We start from the raw sequence: 16048 nt of genomic DNA on the forward strand, positions 1-16048 counted from the left end.
GTTGTTGTCCGCGGACAACAACCACGCAACCCGGGCTACCTGTCCGATCAGCCCGCGCAGAGCTTCACGTTCACCGTGTCGCCCTCGCTCACGATCTTCGGGCTGTGGGGACTGACCTCGACGACCGAGGTCGGCTTGCAGCCGGGGATACTCACTTCGGTGACCGTGCCGAGCTTGAGCTGAGCCTTGAGCAACGGCGCCTTGGCCATCTCCAGGTTCATGCCCGTGAGGTCGATGGCGATGGGCTCCTTCGTGACGCCGCCCAGCAGGAGGGTGGTCCTGTCATGGTCGACGGTGGTGGCGGCGGGCGTCACCGATGTCTGCGAGGCACCGGTCATGGAGGCCAGCGCCGTGCCGCCCCCCGCCACGATCAGAGCGGCGGCGAAACCGGCGATGAGTCCGGTCCGCCTGCGGCGGGTGCGGTGGACCATGCCGACCGTGTCGAAGGCCGGTGCGTTGGTGGAGTCCGCGAAGTTGTTCATAGCGTCGGTCAGTTCCTCTTCGAATGGTGTGCAGCCGGAAGGCCACGGTTCGTACGTACTCATCGCGTTCCTTCCATGAGCTGCTGCGATGAAGGGGCGGCGGGTGTGGGGAACTGGCTTCTGAGCCGGTCGATGCCACGAGCCAGTTGGGAACGGACGGTGCTCGGTGAGATCTTCAGGTCGGCCGCGATCTCAGCGTCGGACAGATCGTGGAAGTACCGCAGTACCACCACCGTCCGCATCCGTATGGGCAGTTGCTGGAGAGCACGGACCAGTTGGTCCCGGCTGTCGACCCGTCCGTACTCGTCGCCCGGCGCGGCCTGATCGCCGTCGACCGGGTGCTGAGCCGTACGCCGGAATCTTCGCCAGCGGTCGTTGGCGAGATTGACCATGATCCGCCGTACGTACGCGTCCGGGGCGTCCTTGGCGCTGATGGTGCGCCACTTACGGCACGCCCGCTCCAAGGTCTCCTGCACCAGGTCCTCCGCCACGTCTCGGTTGCCCGTCAGGACGAATGCTCCCCGGAACAGCGCGGCCGACCGGGCGGCGACGAATCCGTGGAAGTCTCCCTCGACCGACTCGACCCCGCCGCGCTCTGCGCCCACTGCCCACTTGGCTGCCAGATCCACACGCTCCTCCCTTCCTGTCACCCCTCCTTGACGGGGAAGCCCACGAAACTGCTGCACGGCCATGGAGTGACCTGGGTCACGTTGTGCGATCGCCGGCAGCGGGGGCGATCAAGAGCAGCAGCCCGCCCAGGGCCCACGCCGAACGCAGTGCGGTAGCCGGGCACCGGCGGCACGTCAGCTTCCTTCGGCCGCCATCGAGTCGAAGGTCTCCCGCATCAGCCGGTCGATGGTGCCCGGCTGTTCGGCCATGGAGTCGAAAAGGTCAGCGAGCAGCCACAGAACGAAGCTGTGCACCAAGGCCTCCTCCTGCGGGACCCGTCCGAACTGGTCGCGCCACGCCACCGTGTCCATCCCCATCGCCGCAGCCATGAGCACACCCGTGACCATCGGCACCTGAACGGGGTCAGCCATCTCGAACGTGGGAAGTCGGCGGATCACAGCAGGGATGAGATCGCTGAGCGGGTCCGGACGGTCGGCGCCGACCCCCTGTTCGGCGATCAGGTACCCCGTCAGCACACCCACCAGAAAGACCGTGCCCCTGGACACCTCCTCGTGCCCGTAGGCGTCCACCGCAGCCTGCACCCGCTCCTGGGCCTTCTGCCGGTCCTCGGCGGACGTGCGCTTCTCCAACACCCGGTACGAGTCCCACGCGGCACGGATCGCTTCATCCACGACAACACCGTCATTCGTCATGCCCAGACCGTAACGAGGCGGCGGGCCCGCCAGACAACGGACCACAGGCAGCTGCCCCTTGGCCCACAGCAGCCGGCCGTTGCTTCCGTACAGACAAAAAGACAAAAGACGCCTGCGGGGCGCGCCATGGGGGAGGGGGCTGGACACTTCTCTGCGCCTGCGGAGAGTGCTCGCTGCTCCCCGGAGCAGCAGGGACCGAGCTCGTTCAGTCCCTGCCTCGTTCGGTCCCTCCGCAAAAGCCGAGGTCAGAGCGATCTGCTCGGGACTGAAGGGACCGAAGGGACCGAAACTCCCTGTTCCAGCTGCGTGCAGGCGCGTGTATACGCGCGTACGTAAGACTGACCCTTACATATCTCTGATGCGCTGATAACTAGGAAAATGGGTCCCTTCAGTCCCTCCCCTCCAGGCCATAAGTGCTCTGACCTGCGAAAATAGGGCAGAGACTGAAAGGGGACCGTTGAGTCCCTCGCCCCTTGCAGGCCTTCAGTCCCTCCGCAGAGGGGTCAGCCGCCCGCCCGGCAGGAAGATCCACGGCGTCTCCGCGTACAGCTCTGGCCCGAGGGACCGAAGGGACTGATTTCGCAATAAGTGCTCACGCCTCCCACGGAGCGGCATCCCCGTGCGCTAGGCTCGGTCCGCTATAAGGGAAAGTCAGTCCCTTGAGTCCCTCCGCTCCTTGCTGCACCCCACCTGAACAGGTAAAACGCCAGGGACTCAGCCGAGGACCCCCATCCTGGCCATACAAGAGGAACGGACCGACGAACAGTGCAGCGCCCCGCCGACACCGCCTCCTCCGGAGTCGCGCAGCAGCCGCGGCCCGCGGACGTGGCCAGGTGGCTCGCAGGCCGTCAGTGGCCGGTCCACCCGCTCACGCCGGGACGTAAGACGCCGGCTGCCAACTGTGAGCAGTGCCGTGGCCGCAGCCACGAACCCTCACGCTGCCCTTGTCATGAACGAGGCCTGTGGTGCCACGGCTTCCACAGCGCGACCACCGACCCTGCTCTGATCGATGCCTGGTGGAGCCGGGAGCCCCGTGCAGGCGTAGGTGTGTCGTGCGGCCCGGCCCATCTCGTCGTCCTGGACGTCGATGCCCACGCCGCGCAGGTACCCGCCCGTGACCGGCTCCTGCCGGGCATCAGGATCCCCGAGCAGGTGGATCTCGCCGGGCTGGCCTCGGGATTCGACACGCTGGCCCTCCTCGCCGCCTACCGGCAGGAGCCGAACCCGGCCGACGACGAGACGACCCTGCGCGTCCGCACGCCGTCCGGGGGACTGCACATCTGGTACGTCAACTCCGAGCCCGCTGTCCGCTATCGCTCCTCCACGGGTTCCAGCCCGAGGACCGCGCTCGCCTGGCAGGTCGACGTACGAGCGCACGGGGGATACATCGTGGCCCCCACCACCCGTACGTCAGCGGGCCTCTACGCGCCTCTGGGCGCCGTACGGGACCCTGCACCGCTCCCGCCCTGGCTGGCCGCTGAACTGACGCGTACGGGGCACGTGGCGCCCGTGTCGCCGGTTCCCGGTCCGCGGCCGCACAGCAGGGGGACACGGCACTCACGGACCGGCGCCGTGCAGGCGCTCTTGCAGCCGCTCATCGAGACCGTTCGTGAATGTGCCGTCCACGCGGAGGGCACGGGCTTCACGGAGAAGCTCAACCGGGCGGCGTACACGGCAGGAGGGCTTGCCGGAGCGGGGCACCTGAATCAGGCCCAAGCCCGGCAAGAGCTGGCAGAAGCCGCTCATTATGCTCGTCCCCACCAGAACCGCCGTAATGAGACGATCATCGACGCAGCCCTTTCCGCAGGCGCCAGCCGCCCGTTCCACCCCAAAGGACTCGCATGAGTAGCGCCGAGAGCAGCCGCTTCGATGCGGCCGCCGCCGCTCAGCAGATGCTCGACCTCGAGGCTGCTGCCCCCGCGTGGGTTCCTCCCCAGCAGGTACAGGCGCCTGCCGCGGCCGACGCACCGGTTCTGCTGCCGCCCATGCTCACCGACCGCGGTAACGCGAAGCTCTTCGCCCAGCTCTACGGCGACCAGTTCCGTCACGTGGAAGGCCTCGGCTGGTACTGCTGGGACCAGTTCAGATGGAAGCGCGTGGGCGGCGAGAAGGCCGCTCTGTGGGCCGCGGGCGACATGGCCGAGCAGATGTCCCCGACCGACCCCCGCGGGACGTTCAGTGACCGTGAGATCGCCCAGCACCGTCGGCGCACCATGTCCACGAGCGGCATGAAGGCGCTGCTCCACCAGGCCAAGGCCGCGCCCGTGCTCAGCCTCGACCCCGACGTCCTCGACGGCGATGCCTACTCCCTGTGCACGCCCGCGGGTGTCGTCGATCTGCGTAACGGCCGCCTGCACAAGCCCGATCCGATGCGGGACCTCCACTCGCGGGCCACCCAGGTGGCTCCCCAGGCGATGCCGACGCCCCGCTGGCACGCCTTCCTGGACGACACCTTCGGCGCCGACGCCAAGGGCCAGGAGATGATCGACTTCCTGCACCTGCTGCTCGGTTACTCCATCACCGGCGATGTCGGCGCGCAGGTCCTGCCCTTCCTCTGGGGCAAGGGCGCGAACGGGAAGTCGGTCCTCCTGGACGTCATGATCCAGGTCATGGGGGACTACGCCGACGCGGCACCGCCCGGCTTCCTGATGGACAAGGGCAACTTCGCCGAGCACTCCACGGAACTGACGGAGCTTCACGGCCGCCGCATCTTCGTCTGCAGCGAGCTCAAGCCCAACGACAAGTTCGACGAGGCCCGGGTCAAGCTCCTCACCGGCGGGGACAAGATCAAGGCCCGCCGTATGCGGCAGGACTACTTCAGCTTCACCCCGACCCACAAGCTCTGGCTGCTGGGCAACCACCAGCCGGAGGTCGGGACCGGCGGGCACGCGTTCTGGCGCCGTATCCGGCTGATTCCCTTCGAACGCGTCGTCGCAGCCGACCGCAAGATCGACAACCTGGCCGGCGAACTCGTCCAGGAGGAAGGCCCCGGGATCCTGCACTGGCTGATCCAGGGCGCGATCCGCTATCTCACCAGCCGCGACCCGCTGAGCGGTCCGTCCTCCGTACGCCTGGCCACCGCCGCGTACGAGACCACCGAGGACCACATCGGGCGTTTCCTGGGGGAGTGCTGCACCCGCCAGGGCCCCGACACCGGGGACCTGCGCGTCGAGCAGGGCCTGCTGTACGCGACGTACACCAGCTGGTGCAGCTCGGAGGGCATCCGGGCCGACACCGCCCGGGCCTTCGCCGGCCGCATCCGGCAGGAGATCGGACTCGCGTCCCCCGCCGAGATGCTGAAGTCCAGCGGCAAGAAGTACTACCCCGCCCTGGCGTTGATGCCGGACGACGTCGTCCGGCCTGACGGGCCGGCAGGTGGACGCCCATGAGCCCAGGCAATCTGCCCAGAACCTGGCCGGCGTCCTACCATAGGAATGTTCCAGGCCGTCGTAACGCCCGGTCCGCACGGACCGGCGGCACGCACCTACATCACCACATCACCGACAAGGAGCTGCGTCCATGAGCTCGCTGCTGCATGAAAGCCAGCTCGCACACGAAGCGAACGTGGTGTGGCTGGAGGACCTCGACGACCTGGACTACGTCCGTCAGGCGCTCGACAAGAGCGCCCGCCGCGCCGGGAAGCCCCGCTACGCCCGCGACGGGCGCATGGTCGGTTACGCGGAGCTGGACAAGGGTGCCGACGCCAACCCCGACAGCGGCCTCTTTCAGCGCCGTACCTTCTTCCTTCTGCCGCACGACAGACCGAACGACCCCGAGGGCCTCTACAAGGAGGGCGCCCCGGGCGAGGCGGTCGACCCGCGGACGATCGAGCCGCGCCGGGTGGGGGAGAAGACCCCCCGTTCGCAGGGGAAACGCAGAAACGAGATAGTGCCTTCCTGACGCGGCTCGGCCCGTCGGGACGCCGGCCGGCTCGAGGGGACTTCCGGTGACTCCTGGCGCTCACGGCCTCGGGAACCATCGGGGGCGCGGAGCCCGTCGCCACACGGAAACGGGCTGGACCTCTTTGACCTGCGGTTCTTCCACGCGAGGCGAAAGCCCTCGGGCACGCGGAGGGCTCGGCTCCCCGTACGAGGCGGCCGCGTCACCGCACATGCAGGTCGATCAAGCGCTCGAAGGCGCGGGCCGCCGCGCTGGGGGCACGGTTGCCGGGCGTGGCCAGGGAGATCGGCCAGTTGAGGTCCGCGCCGGTGACGGGCAGCGAGACGAGGTCGGCGCCGGGCTCGGTACTGCCCCGGGGCAGCAGAGCGACACCCAGGCCGTGGCGCACGAAGTCGGCACCGGCCAAGATGGCGGTGATCTCGATGGTGACGTGGCGTCGAAGTCCGGCCGTGGTGAACGCGCGATCCGTCACGGCGCGGTTGCCGTAACCGGAGGGGAAGTCGATGAACGCCTCACCGGCCAACTCCCCGAGCGCCACCCGGCTCCGGGCGGCAAGCCGGTGGCCCGCGGGAACGACGAGGTCCAACGGCGTGACGGTGAGTTCTCTCCACTGCGCGCCGGGCGGCGGCGAGCCAGGGATCGACACGAACGCGAGGTCGAGCCTGCCCTCGGAGAGCGCGTCGAGGAGTCCGGGGGAGCCGCCGTCCGACGCTGCGGTGGCCAGGCGCACGGAGACAGCGGGATGCTCGCGGTGGAAGCGGCCCAGCAACGCCGGCAGGTCGATCACCCCGAGAGAACTCAGCGTCCCGACGCGCAGGGTGCCGCCGACGCCACCGTTGACGTCGTCGACAGCGTCACGCGCGTCCCGGACGGCATCGAGGGCAGCCCGGGCCTTCGGCAGCAACGCGCGCCCCGCGTCCGAGAGGCTGACCCGCCTGGACGTGCGCTCCAGCAGTCTGGTGTGCAGTTCACCTTCCAGGGCCGCGATCGTCGCTGACACCGCCGACTGCACGACGTGCAGCCGGGCGGCGGCGCGCGTGAAGCTCGACTCCTCGGCTACCGCGACAAAGCACTCCAACTGGCGCAGTTCCATCCCTTTACTATCTCTCAGGGTGATGGTTGCGAGCAAAATCATTCGTTGGACGTGATCTATCGGGAGACGGATCGTGGAAGGCGCACGAGCCCACTTCTTCAGGAGCCCGACCGCCATGAGCACCGCACCGTCCGACCGTTGCCACACCCCACGCACCCACCGCGAGATCCGGCTGGCGGCCCGCCCCGCGCCGGGGGCACCGCTCACGGACAGCTTCTTCGAGAGCGTCGAGGTCCCGATCCCCTCCCCACAGCCTGGCCAACTCCTCGTACGCACCCGGGTCATGAGCGTGGCCGCCGTGATGCGGACGCTCATGGACGAGACGACCGACGTGCCGATGCGCCCCTTCGCACTCGGTGGTCCGCTGTACGGCCCCGCAATCGGCGAGGTCGTGTCCGCTCCCGGCACCGGTTTCGCCCCCGGGGACCTTGTGCAACACGATCTGGGCTGGCGCGAGTTCGCCCTTCTGGACGCCACCGCCGCACAGCGCGTCGATCCCGGCCTGCTGCCCGACCCGGCCGCCTACCTGTCTCAGGGCCCCACCGCCTGGATGGCCGTCACCCGCGGAGCCGAGGTACGCCCAGGGGACACCGTCTTCGTCACCGGCGCCGCGGGCGGTGTCGGGTCCCTCGCCGGACAGGCCGCCCGGCTCCGCGGGGCCCGGCGGGTCATCGGCAGCGCCGGCTCGCAGCGCAAGGCGGACATCCTGCGCGAGAAACTCGGTTACGACGCCGTGGTCCTCCGCGGCGCGGGACCGATCGAGGAGCAACTCCGCGCTGCCGCTCCGGAGGGCGTCGACGCGGTGATCGACACGGTCGGCGGCGATCAGCTCCAGGCGTCGATCGCCGTGGCGAACAGGGGTGCCCGTATCGGCCTCGTCGGGGCGCTGGGCGCCCAGCTCGCGGACTCCGGCACCCCGACGACGGCCATCGACACCTTCTCTCTGCTGACCCGGGGCATCACGCTGCGCGGCAACGTCCTCCACGCGGACCACCTCGACCTGATCCCCGAGTGGCACGAGCAGTTCGGCGCCGGACTGCGCGACGGTACGCTGACCTTCCCGCACTCCCGGCTGCATGGCCTCGACAACGCCCCCAGGGCACTGCGTGAACTGGTCGAGGGCCACCACGTGGGAGCGGTCCTGGTGGAGCTCTGAGAGTGAACAATGGGCGAGAACGCGGGGACCTCCCCTTCGGGTGCGGCGTGGGCTTCGCGCCGACCGAGTCCACCCCGGAAGAGATGTTCGACGCCGCGTTCAACATCCACGCCAAGGCACCGTTCATGCTGCCCAGTGGTGCTGCGGCGGTGTTGCGAGGCCGGGCGAAGGGCCGGGCCTGGCCGTCCGCGGAGATGTCGGTGCCGCGCGCGATGATGGGCGCGTGGACTACAGCCTTGTGATCGCCGCCGCCCAGGCCGCCGGACCGTGTCAGCCCGGCGAGGAAGCTGCCTGGGGCCGCCGCGTACAGACCCTCACGGTGGACCTGCACATGATTGCCAAGCAGGCGGCGCAGGACGTCGACCGGCTGGAGAGCGCCAAGACGTTCGTCGCCTTCCTGGAGAAGGTCGAGGTCGAGGAGACCAGCCGCCGCGGCCTGCTCACGCTGCGGCCGCCGTCCGGCGACGCGGAGAACATCCGCACCGAGCAGGAGGAGACCGACCGCGGCCGTCAGCTGATCGAGCGGGCTCGCTCCCTTGTCGGACGGTGGGTGCTGATCTACCGGTACAACGAGGAGAAGACCGGCAACCGGCAGCACAACGTGCGCATGCTCGCCCACCTCGTGGACCTCGGCGACGGGGCGATCTCGGTGAACATGGCGAAGAAGGTCGTCCTGGACGACGCCGACGGTGTGGTGGCGCGCGCCCAGGGCGTATGGGAGAGCGCGGGTCTTCCGGACGCCGGCACGGTCAGCGTGGAGCAGCTGCAGAAGGTACGCGGACAACTCACGGGGTGAGCCGCTGCACCGCCCGGCCCCTCGCTGGGCATCAGGTCAAGCCCTTCTGGGATCTGGACCGCCTCGGCCCAGGGCGGACGGGGTGCGCTGGGCAGACCCTCCGACCCACGAACCAGCTCACGGAACCGCCTGATCCGTATGTGGCGGTCTCCGGGGAAGCGGAGAGACCGGCGGCCGACGGGAGACGTTTCCGGTTAAATGGATCAGATCCGTTGTGGAGGTCCCAAGGAGGTAGACAGTGCCCGCTCTTGCGCGGATGCCGTTGGAAGGCGGCGGGGCGATTCTGCTGGAAGAGGTGGAAGGCGCACCGGAGTTCGACGGGCCGGTCAAAGCGGGGCGGGTCGGTGACGCGGTGCGCGAACTGCCCAGGACCCTGCACGAGACGCTGGTCCCCGTACGCGAGACGGCACGGGCGGTGCTGGACCAGCTGAGGCAGGCGGGGCCCCAGGAGGTGGAGGTGGAGTTCGGGGTGAACCTGTCGGCAAAGGCCGGTGCGGTCATCACGGCAGGGGAGGCGGCCCTCCACCTCAAGGTCCGCATGGTGTGGGAGCGCGGCGACTCCGGGCAGGACGCACCGTGAAGAAGCGGGGACCGCGTCGGCACAGGAGCGAAGCGGCCGCCCGATGACCTCCCGGGAGGACGTGAACAGCCTTGCCGGTTCAGGTGAACCAGCCATTCACAACGGCGTCTTCCAGGTTCTCGCGCCGGACGGAGGCATCGCCGGGGCGGGCTTCCTGACCGAGGACAGGACTGGCTTCACCTGCGCGCATGTCGTCGATGCCGCGGGGCAGCACCCCGGACGGCAGGTGGAGGTGCTCTTTCCACTCCTGCCGGACGCACCGCGGGTCATGGCGTCGGTGGTCGCCGAGCAATGGCGGGCGCCGGAGGCCGAGGACGTCGCCGTCCTCCGCCTCCGGTCAGTGCCGCCCGGGGCCCAGGGCATGCCCGTGGGCGCGAGCGCGGGCTCCCACGGACACCGGGTCTTCTCGTACGGATTTCCCTCCCAGGCGCCGCCGGGCGGCCGCTTCGGGTACGGGGAGGCCGGCGGCCTGTTACCCGGGGGCGGCGCCACGGGAGGGCTGCTCCAGTTGACGAAGGCCAACGACCTCACCACCGGATTCAGCGGCGGACCGGTCGTGGACGAGTTGACCGGGCTGACGATCGGCATGGTCACCTCCATCGCCTCCCCTGACCGGCATCTGAAAGGGCTCGGCACCGCCTTCGCGACCCCGGCCGAGGTGCTGCGGGACGTCCGGCCCGAGTTGGCCGAGGACACGGCGTGTCCGTATCTGGGACTGGAGCCGTTCACCGACAAGCAGGCCGACTGGTTCCACGGTCGCGAGGCCGCGGTGGAGCGCGTACTTGCGACCCTGAGGGGAAACCGGCGGCTACTGATGCTGCTCGGCCCCTCAGGGGCGGGAAAGTCCTCACTGGTCAACGCGGGCGTGCTGCCTGCCCTGGCCAAGGGGGAAATTCCGGGCAGTGACCGCTGGCTGGCCCTGCGGACCCGTCCCGGCCAGGACCTCCTCACCGAGCTGGAGGACTCCGGGCTGCCCGGCGCGGTGGCCGAAGGTCTGACGAGCGCGGTGCGGGCCCGCCTCGACCGCGAGCCGGACCACGACCATCTGCTCCTGGTCATCGACCAGTTCGAGGAACTCCTCACCCAGTCGGCGGGCCCTTCGCAGACACACCCCGAGGACCGGCGTCTGCGAGCCATCGACCAGCTCGTGGAGCTGAGCAGGTCCCACGCAGCCGTGACCGTGCTCCTGGTCATGCGCAATGACTTCTACGCTCCCCTCAGTACCCTCGCCCCCGACCTGATGACCGTCGCCCTGCCCGGACTGTGCAACGTCCCCGAGACGCTGAATCGCCGCGACCTGCAAGAGATCATCACGCGGCCCGCCGCCGCTGTCGGTCTGCCTCTCGCGCCCGACCTCGCGGACCGGATCGTCGACGACATCCTGGAGATCGACCCGGTGGCACGGCAGGCACCGGTCACGCTGCTCCCGCCTCTGCAACTGACTCTGCGCCAGCTGTGGTCACGCCGCGACAACGACGGCCGCCTCACCCACGAGGCCTACAAGCAGATGGGCAAGGTCACGGGCAGCCTTTCGCGCTCCTGCAACCATGCCCTCGACCGACTGCCCGCGGACCAGCAGTCCACCGCCCGCCGGATCCTCACCGCACTGGTGCGGCCGGCCGACGAGACCGGCGGCATCCCTGCGACCCGCCGGCGAGTCGCCCTCACGCGCTTGCGTGCCCTGGCCGCCGAACCGAGACGTCCCGGCTCCGACACCGACGACGTCTTCGACGACGCCGTCGCGGCACTTACCCGCTACCGCATCATCACCACCGATGGCACCACGACGCCCGTCGGCGAGCCCCCTGGGGAGCCGGCGGCGGAACTCATCCATGACGCGCTGATTCACGGCTGGGCAGACCTGCGTGACTGGGTCGCCGAGGACCGGCAGTTCCATGTCTGGCTGCAGCGCGCCACCGACCAGCAGGCCAGCCACGCGCGGAGCGAGCTTCCCGGAGACCTGCTGAACGGCTCCCTCCTCGCGGAGGGAGAGGAATGGGCGGATCAGCGCCCGCTCCCGGAGGAAATCACCGTGCTGCTGGAAACCAGCCGGCAGCATCAGCGCTCACAGTTGCGCCGCACCAAACGCATCAACGTCTTCCTCGCCACGGCACTGACCCTCGCCCTGATCGCCGCCGGCGTCGCCGTCCAACAGCGACAGACAGTCGTCGGTCAGCGCGACCGCGCGGCCTCCGCCCAGGTGGCCGGCACCGCCGAGTCGCTCCGCCGCACCGACCCCCAGCTCGCCCGCCGATTGGCAGTGGCCTCCGCCCGCCTCGGCGATACACCCGAGTCACGGTCCGCACTGTTCACCCTGAACAATCAGCTTGAGGACGAGGTCCTCAAGCTTCCCGGCCATGTCGTGTCGACCTCCGCCCTCGACGAGACCGGGCACACCCTCATCGCCGCCGGCGGCACCCGCGTCGGTATCTGGAACGTAGACACCCGCCGACAAACCGGACGCTACGACGCCCGGTCGAAGGTTCGCTACGTCACGCTGTCCGCCGACGGCAGGACGGCCGCCGTGAGCACCGAGGACGGCAAGACCCGCTTGCTCGATGCCACCGACGCGCACCCCCTGGGCACGCACACCTACCCCAGCGGCAGGGACGTGAACCAGCCGAGAGTGGCGCTCAGCCCTCACGGCACCTATCTGCGGACCGAGGGAGTCGACGCCGATACGCAGCCCACCATGGCGATCTGGGACACCCGCACGGCCAAGAAGATCATCACCACGACCGGAGGCAGCTTTCCCGTCTGGCACACCTCGTTCTCACCGGACGAAGGCATACTTTCCCTCCCCTATCCCAACGGCAAGGGGCAGCCGTTCACTTGGTACGACACCCGGACGAAGAAGAAGATCCCCGTTCCTGACTTCAAGCTCAGCACCAAGGATGTTCCCGGCCCGGTCGTCTTCAGCCCGGACGGCAAACTCGCCGCCCTGAGTGCGAAGGGCGGGGAGGTCCGCGTGTACCACCGTGCTGAGGGCTACTGGGACACGGAGCTCACCGGGGGCGACGACCCCTCGCTGTACCCCCTCCACTTCAGCCGGGACAGCCGGTACCTCGCGCAAGGCGGTGTCATCTGGGAGACGGTCTCTCCGGGCCAGACGAAGCCCCTCATGCACTACTCGACCACTGACAGCGAGTGCTTCAGCGACAACGGCCTGCGCTTCACAGCCGACGGCTCGGAACTGCGATGTGTCGGCATCGACGGTGCCGTCCGTTCACTCGACACCACCACGGTCACCAAAGCGCCCAAGGGCACAGGCGCGTTCTACACGGACAGCGCGGTCAGTGACGACCGGCGCACTCTTGTGCTCCTCAACAGCAGCGACATCGAGATCTGGTCCCCACTGACGCACACCAAGCGGGCCACCATCCCCAGCCCGGACGCGACGGCGGACAACCCCACCCTCAGCTCCGACGGACGCCTCCTTGCCGTCCAGAGCAGCATCCCCGAAGTCGAGATCTGGGATCTGGCCAAGAAGAAGAAGCTCGGCACTCTCCCCACTCCGCTCGACTGGGATCAGAGGAGCGGGGCGCAGCAGGAATTTGCCTTCTCACCCGACAATCGGTCGTTCGCAGCCCAGGTCGTCATGCCCGACGGGACCAACGCGCTCAGCTTCTGGGACCTGACCACCATGCACCGGATCCGGGACATACGCACGAAGCTCGGTTACGACGGCAACGGAGCAGCCGTCCTCTTCGACCCCAGCGGCACGTCCGTGATCGCCGCACCCAACTTCGGGCGGGTCGCGTTCCCGTCCGGCCGCATCATCACCAAGAGCGCCGGGAACCTGCAGATGAACGCCATCAGCGACGACGGCTCGACGGTCTACTCCTATCCGCAGGGTTACCAGCCGTACCTCAGGACCCTGGACGCCCGAACCCTGCTGCCCACAGGGGAAGACCTGCGCACCGGGGAGGTGTTCGTCTGGTCCGGTCAGACCATCGCCGTCTCGCCCGACGGCCGTCTGTTCGCCACGGTGCACCAAGACGCGGGTGAGCAGCCACGGATCACCGTGTGGGACAGCCGCACACACAGTCGGCTCGGCCCTCCGCTCACGGGCACCCTGGACCCCTTGGGCTCGGTCATCGCGGTCACCTTCGCACCCGACGGTTCGACGCTGACCAGCGTGGACCAGGACGGCAGATTCCTCACACACACCGTGTCACCTGCGAAGTTGATCCGGGACCTCTGCACCAGGAGCGGCTCCCTCACCGAGCGGGAATGGGAAGCCCACATCCCCGACGCCCCCTACCGCAGGACCTGCTGACCCGGAAAACAGGATCACCCAGGGCTCGGCGGCCGGGCTTCGCGGCCCCGGCTGTGGACGGTCGCGTGGTTCCCCACCCTGGACGTCACGCAGTGGGCCAGGGCGGCGGCGACCGTGCGTCACTCGGCTTGGCGTCCGGTGTGGCATTCGCATCCCGAAATCGAACAGACGTAGCATTATGGTTGTGCCCAAGACAGCCCCTGCCTTCGACTTCCCCCAGGACCTTCGCGACGCCCAGCTCGCTCTCCACAAGATGCGTTCCGCGTACGACGAGTACGCCCGCTCCCTGCCGTGGTCGGCCGAGCCGACGCCCGGGTGGGAGGGGGACAAGCAGCTCCACTCGGGATGCCGTCCCGGAAAGGCCGACAGCCCCGGATACACGGACGAGCAGCACTCCGAGGTCGCCCGGTTCCGCAAGGAGCTGCTGGACCTCTCCGTCGTCGTGATGACCCACCCCTTCTGGGACACGGTGGAGCGCGACCTGGTCGCGGCGCGCGCGGCGCTGAAGCACGCACACGAGCCGGCCGACGGGGCGTAGCCAGTGTCGTCGCCGGCCGACCGGGAGCCGACCCCGCTGGAGAAGAACAGGGCTCTGGCCGAGTGGCTGGAATACCAGCTGCGGCAGGTGAGGAACCGCGTCCGGGAGCTCGAAGTCCAGGAGGAGCGGGAGCAGCGGCGCCGGGACGCAGCGCATGCCGCGCTGCGGTGGAAAATCCAGCCGCAGCGCTCGAACGCGCTGGCTCTGCTGCACCGCGGGAACTGCACGCTGTACCCGACCAACGCCGGGTACATCAGCCGCGAGGACGCGATGATCGCGTTGGCGGAGCCGGACATCCAGCCGTGCGACATCTGCCGCCCGGACACAGGCCTGACCGGGTAGGGCCGCACCGCCGGCACCACGGGTCATGGCCTCGGGCGGGCCGTCGTCCGGTCCATAGCCCGTGCACACGGCACCGATCCGCACGCCGAACCTGGCCCTGACGACGGCCTCAGGTCACGGTCCGCTTCGCCTGACAGGACCGGGCAGTCCAGGCCCCGGGACCGGCCCCGCGCGTGTGCCGAGAGGATAAGGATCCGGTGAGCAACTGCCCCCGCACGCTTACCGAGCTGAACACCCCGGCGGGATGGAATGAGAACACACCGAGCACGGCGGGCGCCGTGCAGGTTCTTTCACCGGACGACGAGTCTTTCGTCGATCCAGTCATTTCCATCAGGAGGATTCCATGCGTAAGAACCGGGTCATCGGCTTTGTGGCGGCGGCGATCGTGGCTGTCGGCCTGACGTCCGGCGTGGCCAGTGCGGCAGGCGTGTTCTCGGGCGGTGAGGCCGGCTCCGCGAAGCCGGCCAAGCAGTCCGGCAGCACCGCGACCGAAGGCAAGGACGCCGCCATGCCCGAGGGTGTCGCCGTCCAGCGCACCAAGGACGGGATGAAGGTCCGCAAGCTCACCAAGGAGGAGCTGGAGAACATGGACGGCGCCAAGCCGACCAAGCCCCTCGCCGAGGGCGGTGCCACTGACGAGGCCAAGTCGGCCAAGTAGCCCGTCTGTACGGTTCGTCGTTCGTCGATGTCCAAGGGGGGCGGGGTGTCCCGGATCCGCGTGAGCGGGCTCCGGGCCCCCTCGGCCTTCTTGACGGGCCGGTCTTTCGTCCCCGAGCCGGCCGGAGGCACCCGGCGTGATCGTCCAGGCCCCTGTTCCCGCTCCGGTCGAAGACGCCTTCAGATGAGCGGGCGCGCCAGGTCCCCACGCGCATGCCCACGTCGAGCGGTGGCCGCGCGGGCGGCACGGGCGGTCAGTCGGCCGCCCTGTATGCGCCGAGGTGGGAGCGGTGCCGGTCCACGATTCCCTCGACGATCCTCATCAGGCGGTCTCCCGTCTGATCGATGCTTCCGTTCTGTGTGCTGACCTGTGCCCCTTCGAGTACGAAGGTGATCTCGGCCGCGGCCTGTTCGGGGTCGGGCATCTGGGCTCTGGTGCACATGCCGATCAGCCTGCGGGTCTGGTGAGCCTTGTGGTCCTCGATCACCTGCCGCGCCGGATGAAGGCGGTCGGGCAGCTCGGCGAGGGAGTTGATGAACGGGCAGCCCCTGTACGAGATCGCCGGCAGCCCCTCGGCGATGAAGCGGGCCAGGCCCAGAATCTGCTCCTCGGGCCGGTCGGGGTATTCGGTTTCCACGCGGTCGAAGGCCGCCTGGTAATCGGCGGCGACGATCCGCAGCCACTCCGCGACCAGCGCGTCCTTGGTCTCGAAGTGCCGGTAGATCGCCATTTTGGTGGTCTCGGCCCTGTCGGCGATCGTCTGGACCCCCACCTGCCGGATCCCTTCTCCCTGGAAGAGCTCTTCGGCCGCGTCGAGGATGCGCTCACGAGGCGGCAGCTTCGCCACTCTGCTCGGCCTGCTGAGGGTCGATGCCATGACTGCTCCGTCACTCCGATCGTGG

Annotated in this window: 16 protein-coding genes; 11 read left to right on the plus strand and 5 right to left on the minus strand. The window is 69.0% G+C overall.

The window, feature by feature from the left end:
* Window positions 1–47: 47 nt before the first annotated feature.
* The 3 genes from AB0C75_RS25170 to AB0C75_RS25180 form a co-directional block, all read right to left on the minus strand.
* Window positions 48–545 carry a PASTA domain-containing protein gene (locus tag AB0C75_RS25170; RefSeq protein ID WP_362893960.1) on the minus strand — a complete coding sequence of 166 codons (498 nt, stop codon included), beginning with the start codon at window positions 543–545 and terminating at the stop codon, window positions 48–50.
* Window positions 542–1111 carry a SigE family RNA polymerase sigma factor gene (locus tag AB0C75_RS25175; protein ID WP_362893961.1) on the minus strand — a complete coding sequence of 190 codons (570 nt, stop codon included), beginning with the start codon at window positions 1109–1111 and terminating at the stop codon, window positions 542–544. Before AB0C75_RS25175 ends, AB0C75_RS25170 begins: the two co-directional genes overlap by 4 nt.
* A gap of 174 nt (window positions 1112–1285) precedes the next feature.
* On the minus strand, window positions 1286–1804 hold the full coding sequence (locus AB0C75_RS25180) for a hypothetical protein (RefSeq protein ID WP_362893962.1): 519 nt from the start codon (window positions 1802–1804) through the stop codon (window positions 1286–1288).
* A gap of 825 nt (window positions 1805–2629) precedes the next feature.
* On the opposite strand from AB0C75_RS25180, the gene AB0C75_RS25185 reads away from it, so the two are divergent.
* The 3 genes from AB0C75_RS25185 (at window position 2630) to AB0C75_RS25195 (ending at window position 5704) form a co-directional block, all read left to right on the plus strand.
* Window positions 2630–3649: a bifunctional DNA primase/polymerase gene (locus AB0C75_RS25185; protein ID WP_362894008.1), complete on the plus strand. Its 1020-nt coding sequence runs from the start codon at window positions 2630–2632 to the stop codon at window positions 3647–3649.
* Window positions 3646–5193: a phage/plasmid primase, P4 family gene (locus AB0C75_RS25190; protein ID WP_362893963.1), complete on the plus strand. Its 1548-nt coding sequence runs from the start codon at window positions 3646–3648 to the stop codon at window positions 5191–5193. Before AB0C75_RS25185 ends, AB0C75_RS25190 begins: the two co-directional genes overlap by 4 nt.
* 130 nt (window positions 5194–5323) lie before the next feature.
* Window positions 5324–5704 carry a DUF6009 family protein gene (locus AB0C75_RS25195; RefSeq protein ID WP_362893964.1) on the plus strand — a complete coding sequence of 127 codons (381 nt, stop codon included), beginning with the start codon at window positions 5324–5326 and terminating at the stop codon, window positions 5702–5704.
* A 202-nt stretch (window positions 5705–5906) separates the two neighbouring features.
* On the opposite strand, the gene AB0C75_RS25200 is transcribed toward AB0C75_RS25195, so the two are convergent.
* Window positions 5907–6797 carry a LysR substrate-binding domain-containing protein gene (locus AB0C75_RS25200; protein ID WP_362893965.1) on the minus strand — a complete coding sequence of 297 codons (891 nt, stop codon included), beginning with the start codon at window positions 6795–6797 and terminating at the stop codon, window positions 5907–5909.
* A 115-nt stretch (window positions 6798–6912) separates the two neighbouring features.
* Here AB0C75_RS25200 and AB0C75_RS25205 point away from each other — a divergent pair, with 115 nt between their 5' ends.
* The 8 genes from AB0C75_RS25205 to AB0C75_RS25240 all read left to right on the plus strand — a co-directional run bounded on the left by AB0C75_RS25205 (window position 6913) and on the right by AB0C75_RS25240 (window position 15146).
* A complete protein-coding gene (locus tag AB0C75_RS25205) occupies window positions 6913–7953 on the plus strand; it encodes an NADP-dependent oxidoreductase (protein WP_362893966.1) in 1041 nt (346 codons plus the stop codon).
* A gap of 2 nt (window positions 7954–7955) precedes the next feature.
* Window positions 7956–8195, plus strand: coding sequence for a hypothetical protein (locus AB0C75_RS25210; RefSeq protein WP_362893967.1), 240 nt, complete (start codon window positions 7956–7958; stop codon window positions 8193–8195).
* The gene (locus AB0C75_RS25215) at window positions 8177–8749 is read left to right on the plus strand and encodes a hypothetical protein (protein WP_362893968.1); all 573 of its coding nucleotides are present in this window, start codon (window positions 8177–8179) and stop codon (window positions 8747–8749) included. Before AB0C75_RS25210 ends, AB0C75_RS25215 begins: the two co-directional genes overlap by 19 nt.
* A 238-nt stretch (window positions 8750–8987) precedes the next feature.
* Window positions 8988–9329: a CU044_2847 family protein gene (locus AB0C75_RS25220; RefSeq protein ID WP_362893969.1), complete on the plus strand. Its 342-nt coding sequence runs from the start codon at window positions 8988–8990 to the stop codon at window positions 9327–9329.
* A 61-nt stretch (window positions 9330–9390) separates the two neighbouring features.
* A complete protein-coding gene (locus tag AB0C75_RS25225; protein WP_362893970.1) occupies window positions 9391–13608 on the plus strand; it encodes a trypsin-like peptidase domain-containing protein in 4218 nt (1405 codons plus the stop codon).
* Between the two features lie 184 nt (window positions 13609–13792).
* Complete coding sequence (locus AB0C75_RS25230) at window positions 13793–14146, plus strand: hypothetical protein (protein WP_362893971.1); 354 nt, start codon at window positions 13793–13795, stop codon at window positions 14144–14146.
* A 3-nt stretch (window positions 14147–14149) separates the two neighbouring features.
* The gene (locus tag AB0C75_RS25235; protein ID WP_362893972.1) at window positions 14150–14488 is read left to right on the plus strand and encodes a DUF6233 domain-containing protein; all 339 of its coding nucleotides are present in this window, start codon (window positions 14150–14152) and stop codon (window positions 14486–14488) included.
* 343 nt (window positions 14489–14831) lie between these two features.
* Window positions 14832–15146: a hypothetical protein gene (locus tag AB0C75_RS25240; RefSeq protein WP_362893973.1), complete on the plus strand. Its 315-nt coding sequence runs from the start codon at window positions 14832–14834 to the stop codon at window positions 15144–15146.
* A gap of 253 nt (window positions 15147–15399) precedes the next feature.
* On the opposite strand, the gene AB0C75_RS25245 is transcribed toward AB0C75_RS25240, so the two are convergent.
* Window positions 15400–16023 carry a TetR/AcrR family transcriptional regulator gene (locus AB0C75_RS25245; protein ID WP_362893974.1) on the minus strand — a complete coding sequence of 208 codons (624 nt, stop codon included), beginning with the start codon at window positions 16021–16023 and terminating at the stop codon, window positions 15400–15402.
* Window positions 16024–16048: the final 25 nt, after the last annotated feature.

The organism is Streptomyces sp. NPDC048565, assembly GCF_040650935.1.
In the GTDB taxonomy this organism is placed as follows: Bacteria; Actinomycetota; Actinomycetes; order Streptomycetales; family Streptomycetaceae; genus Streptomyces.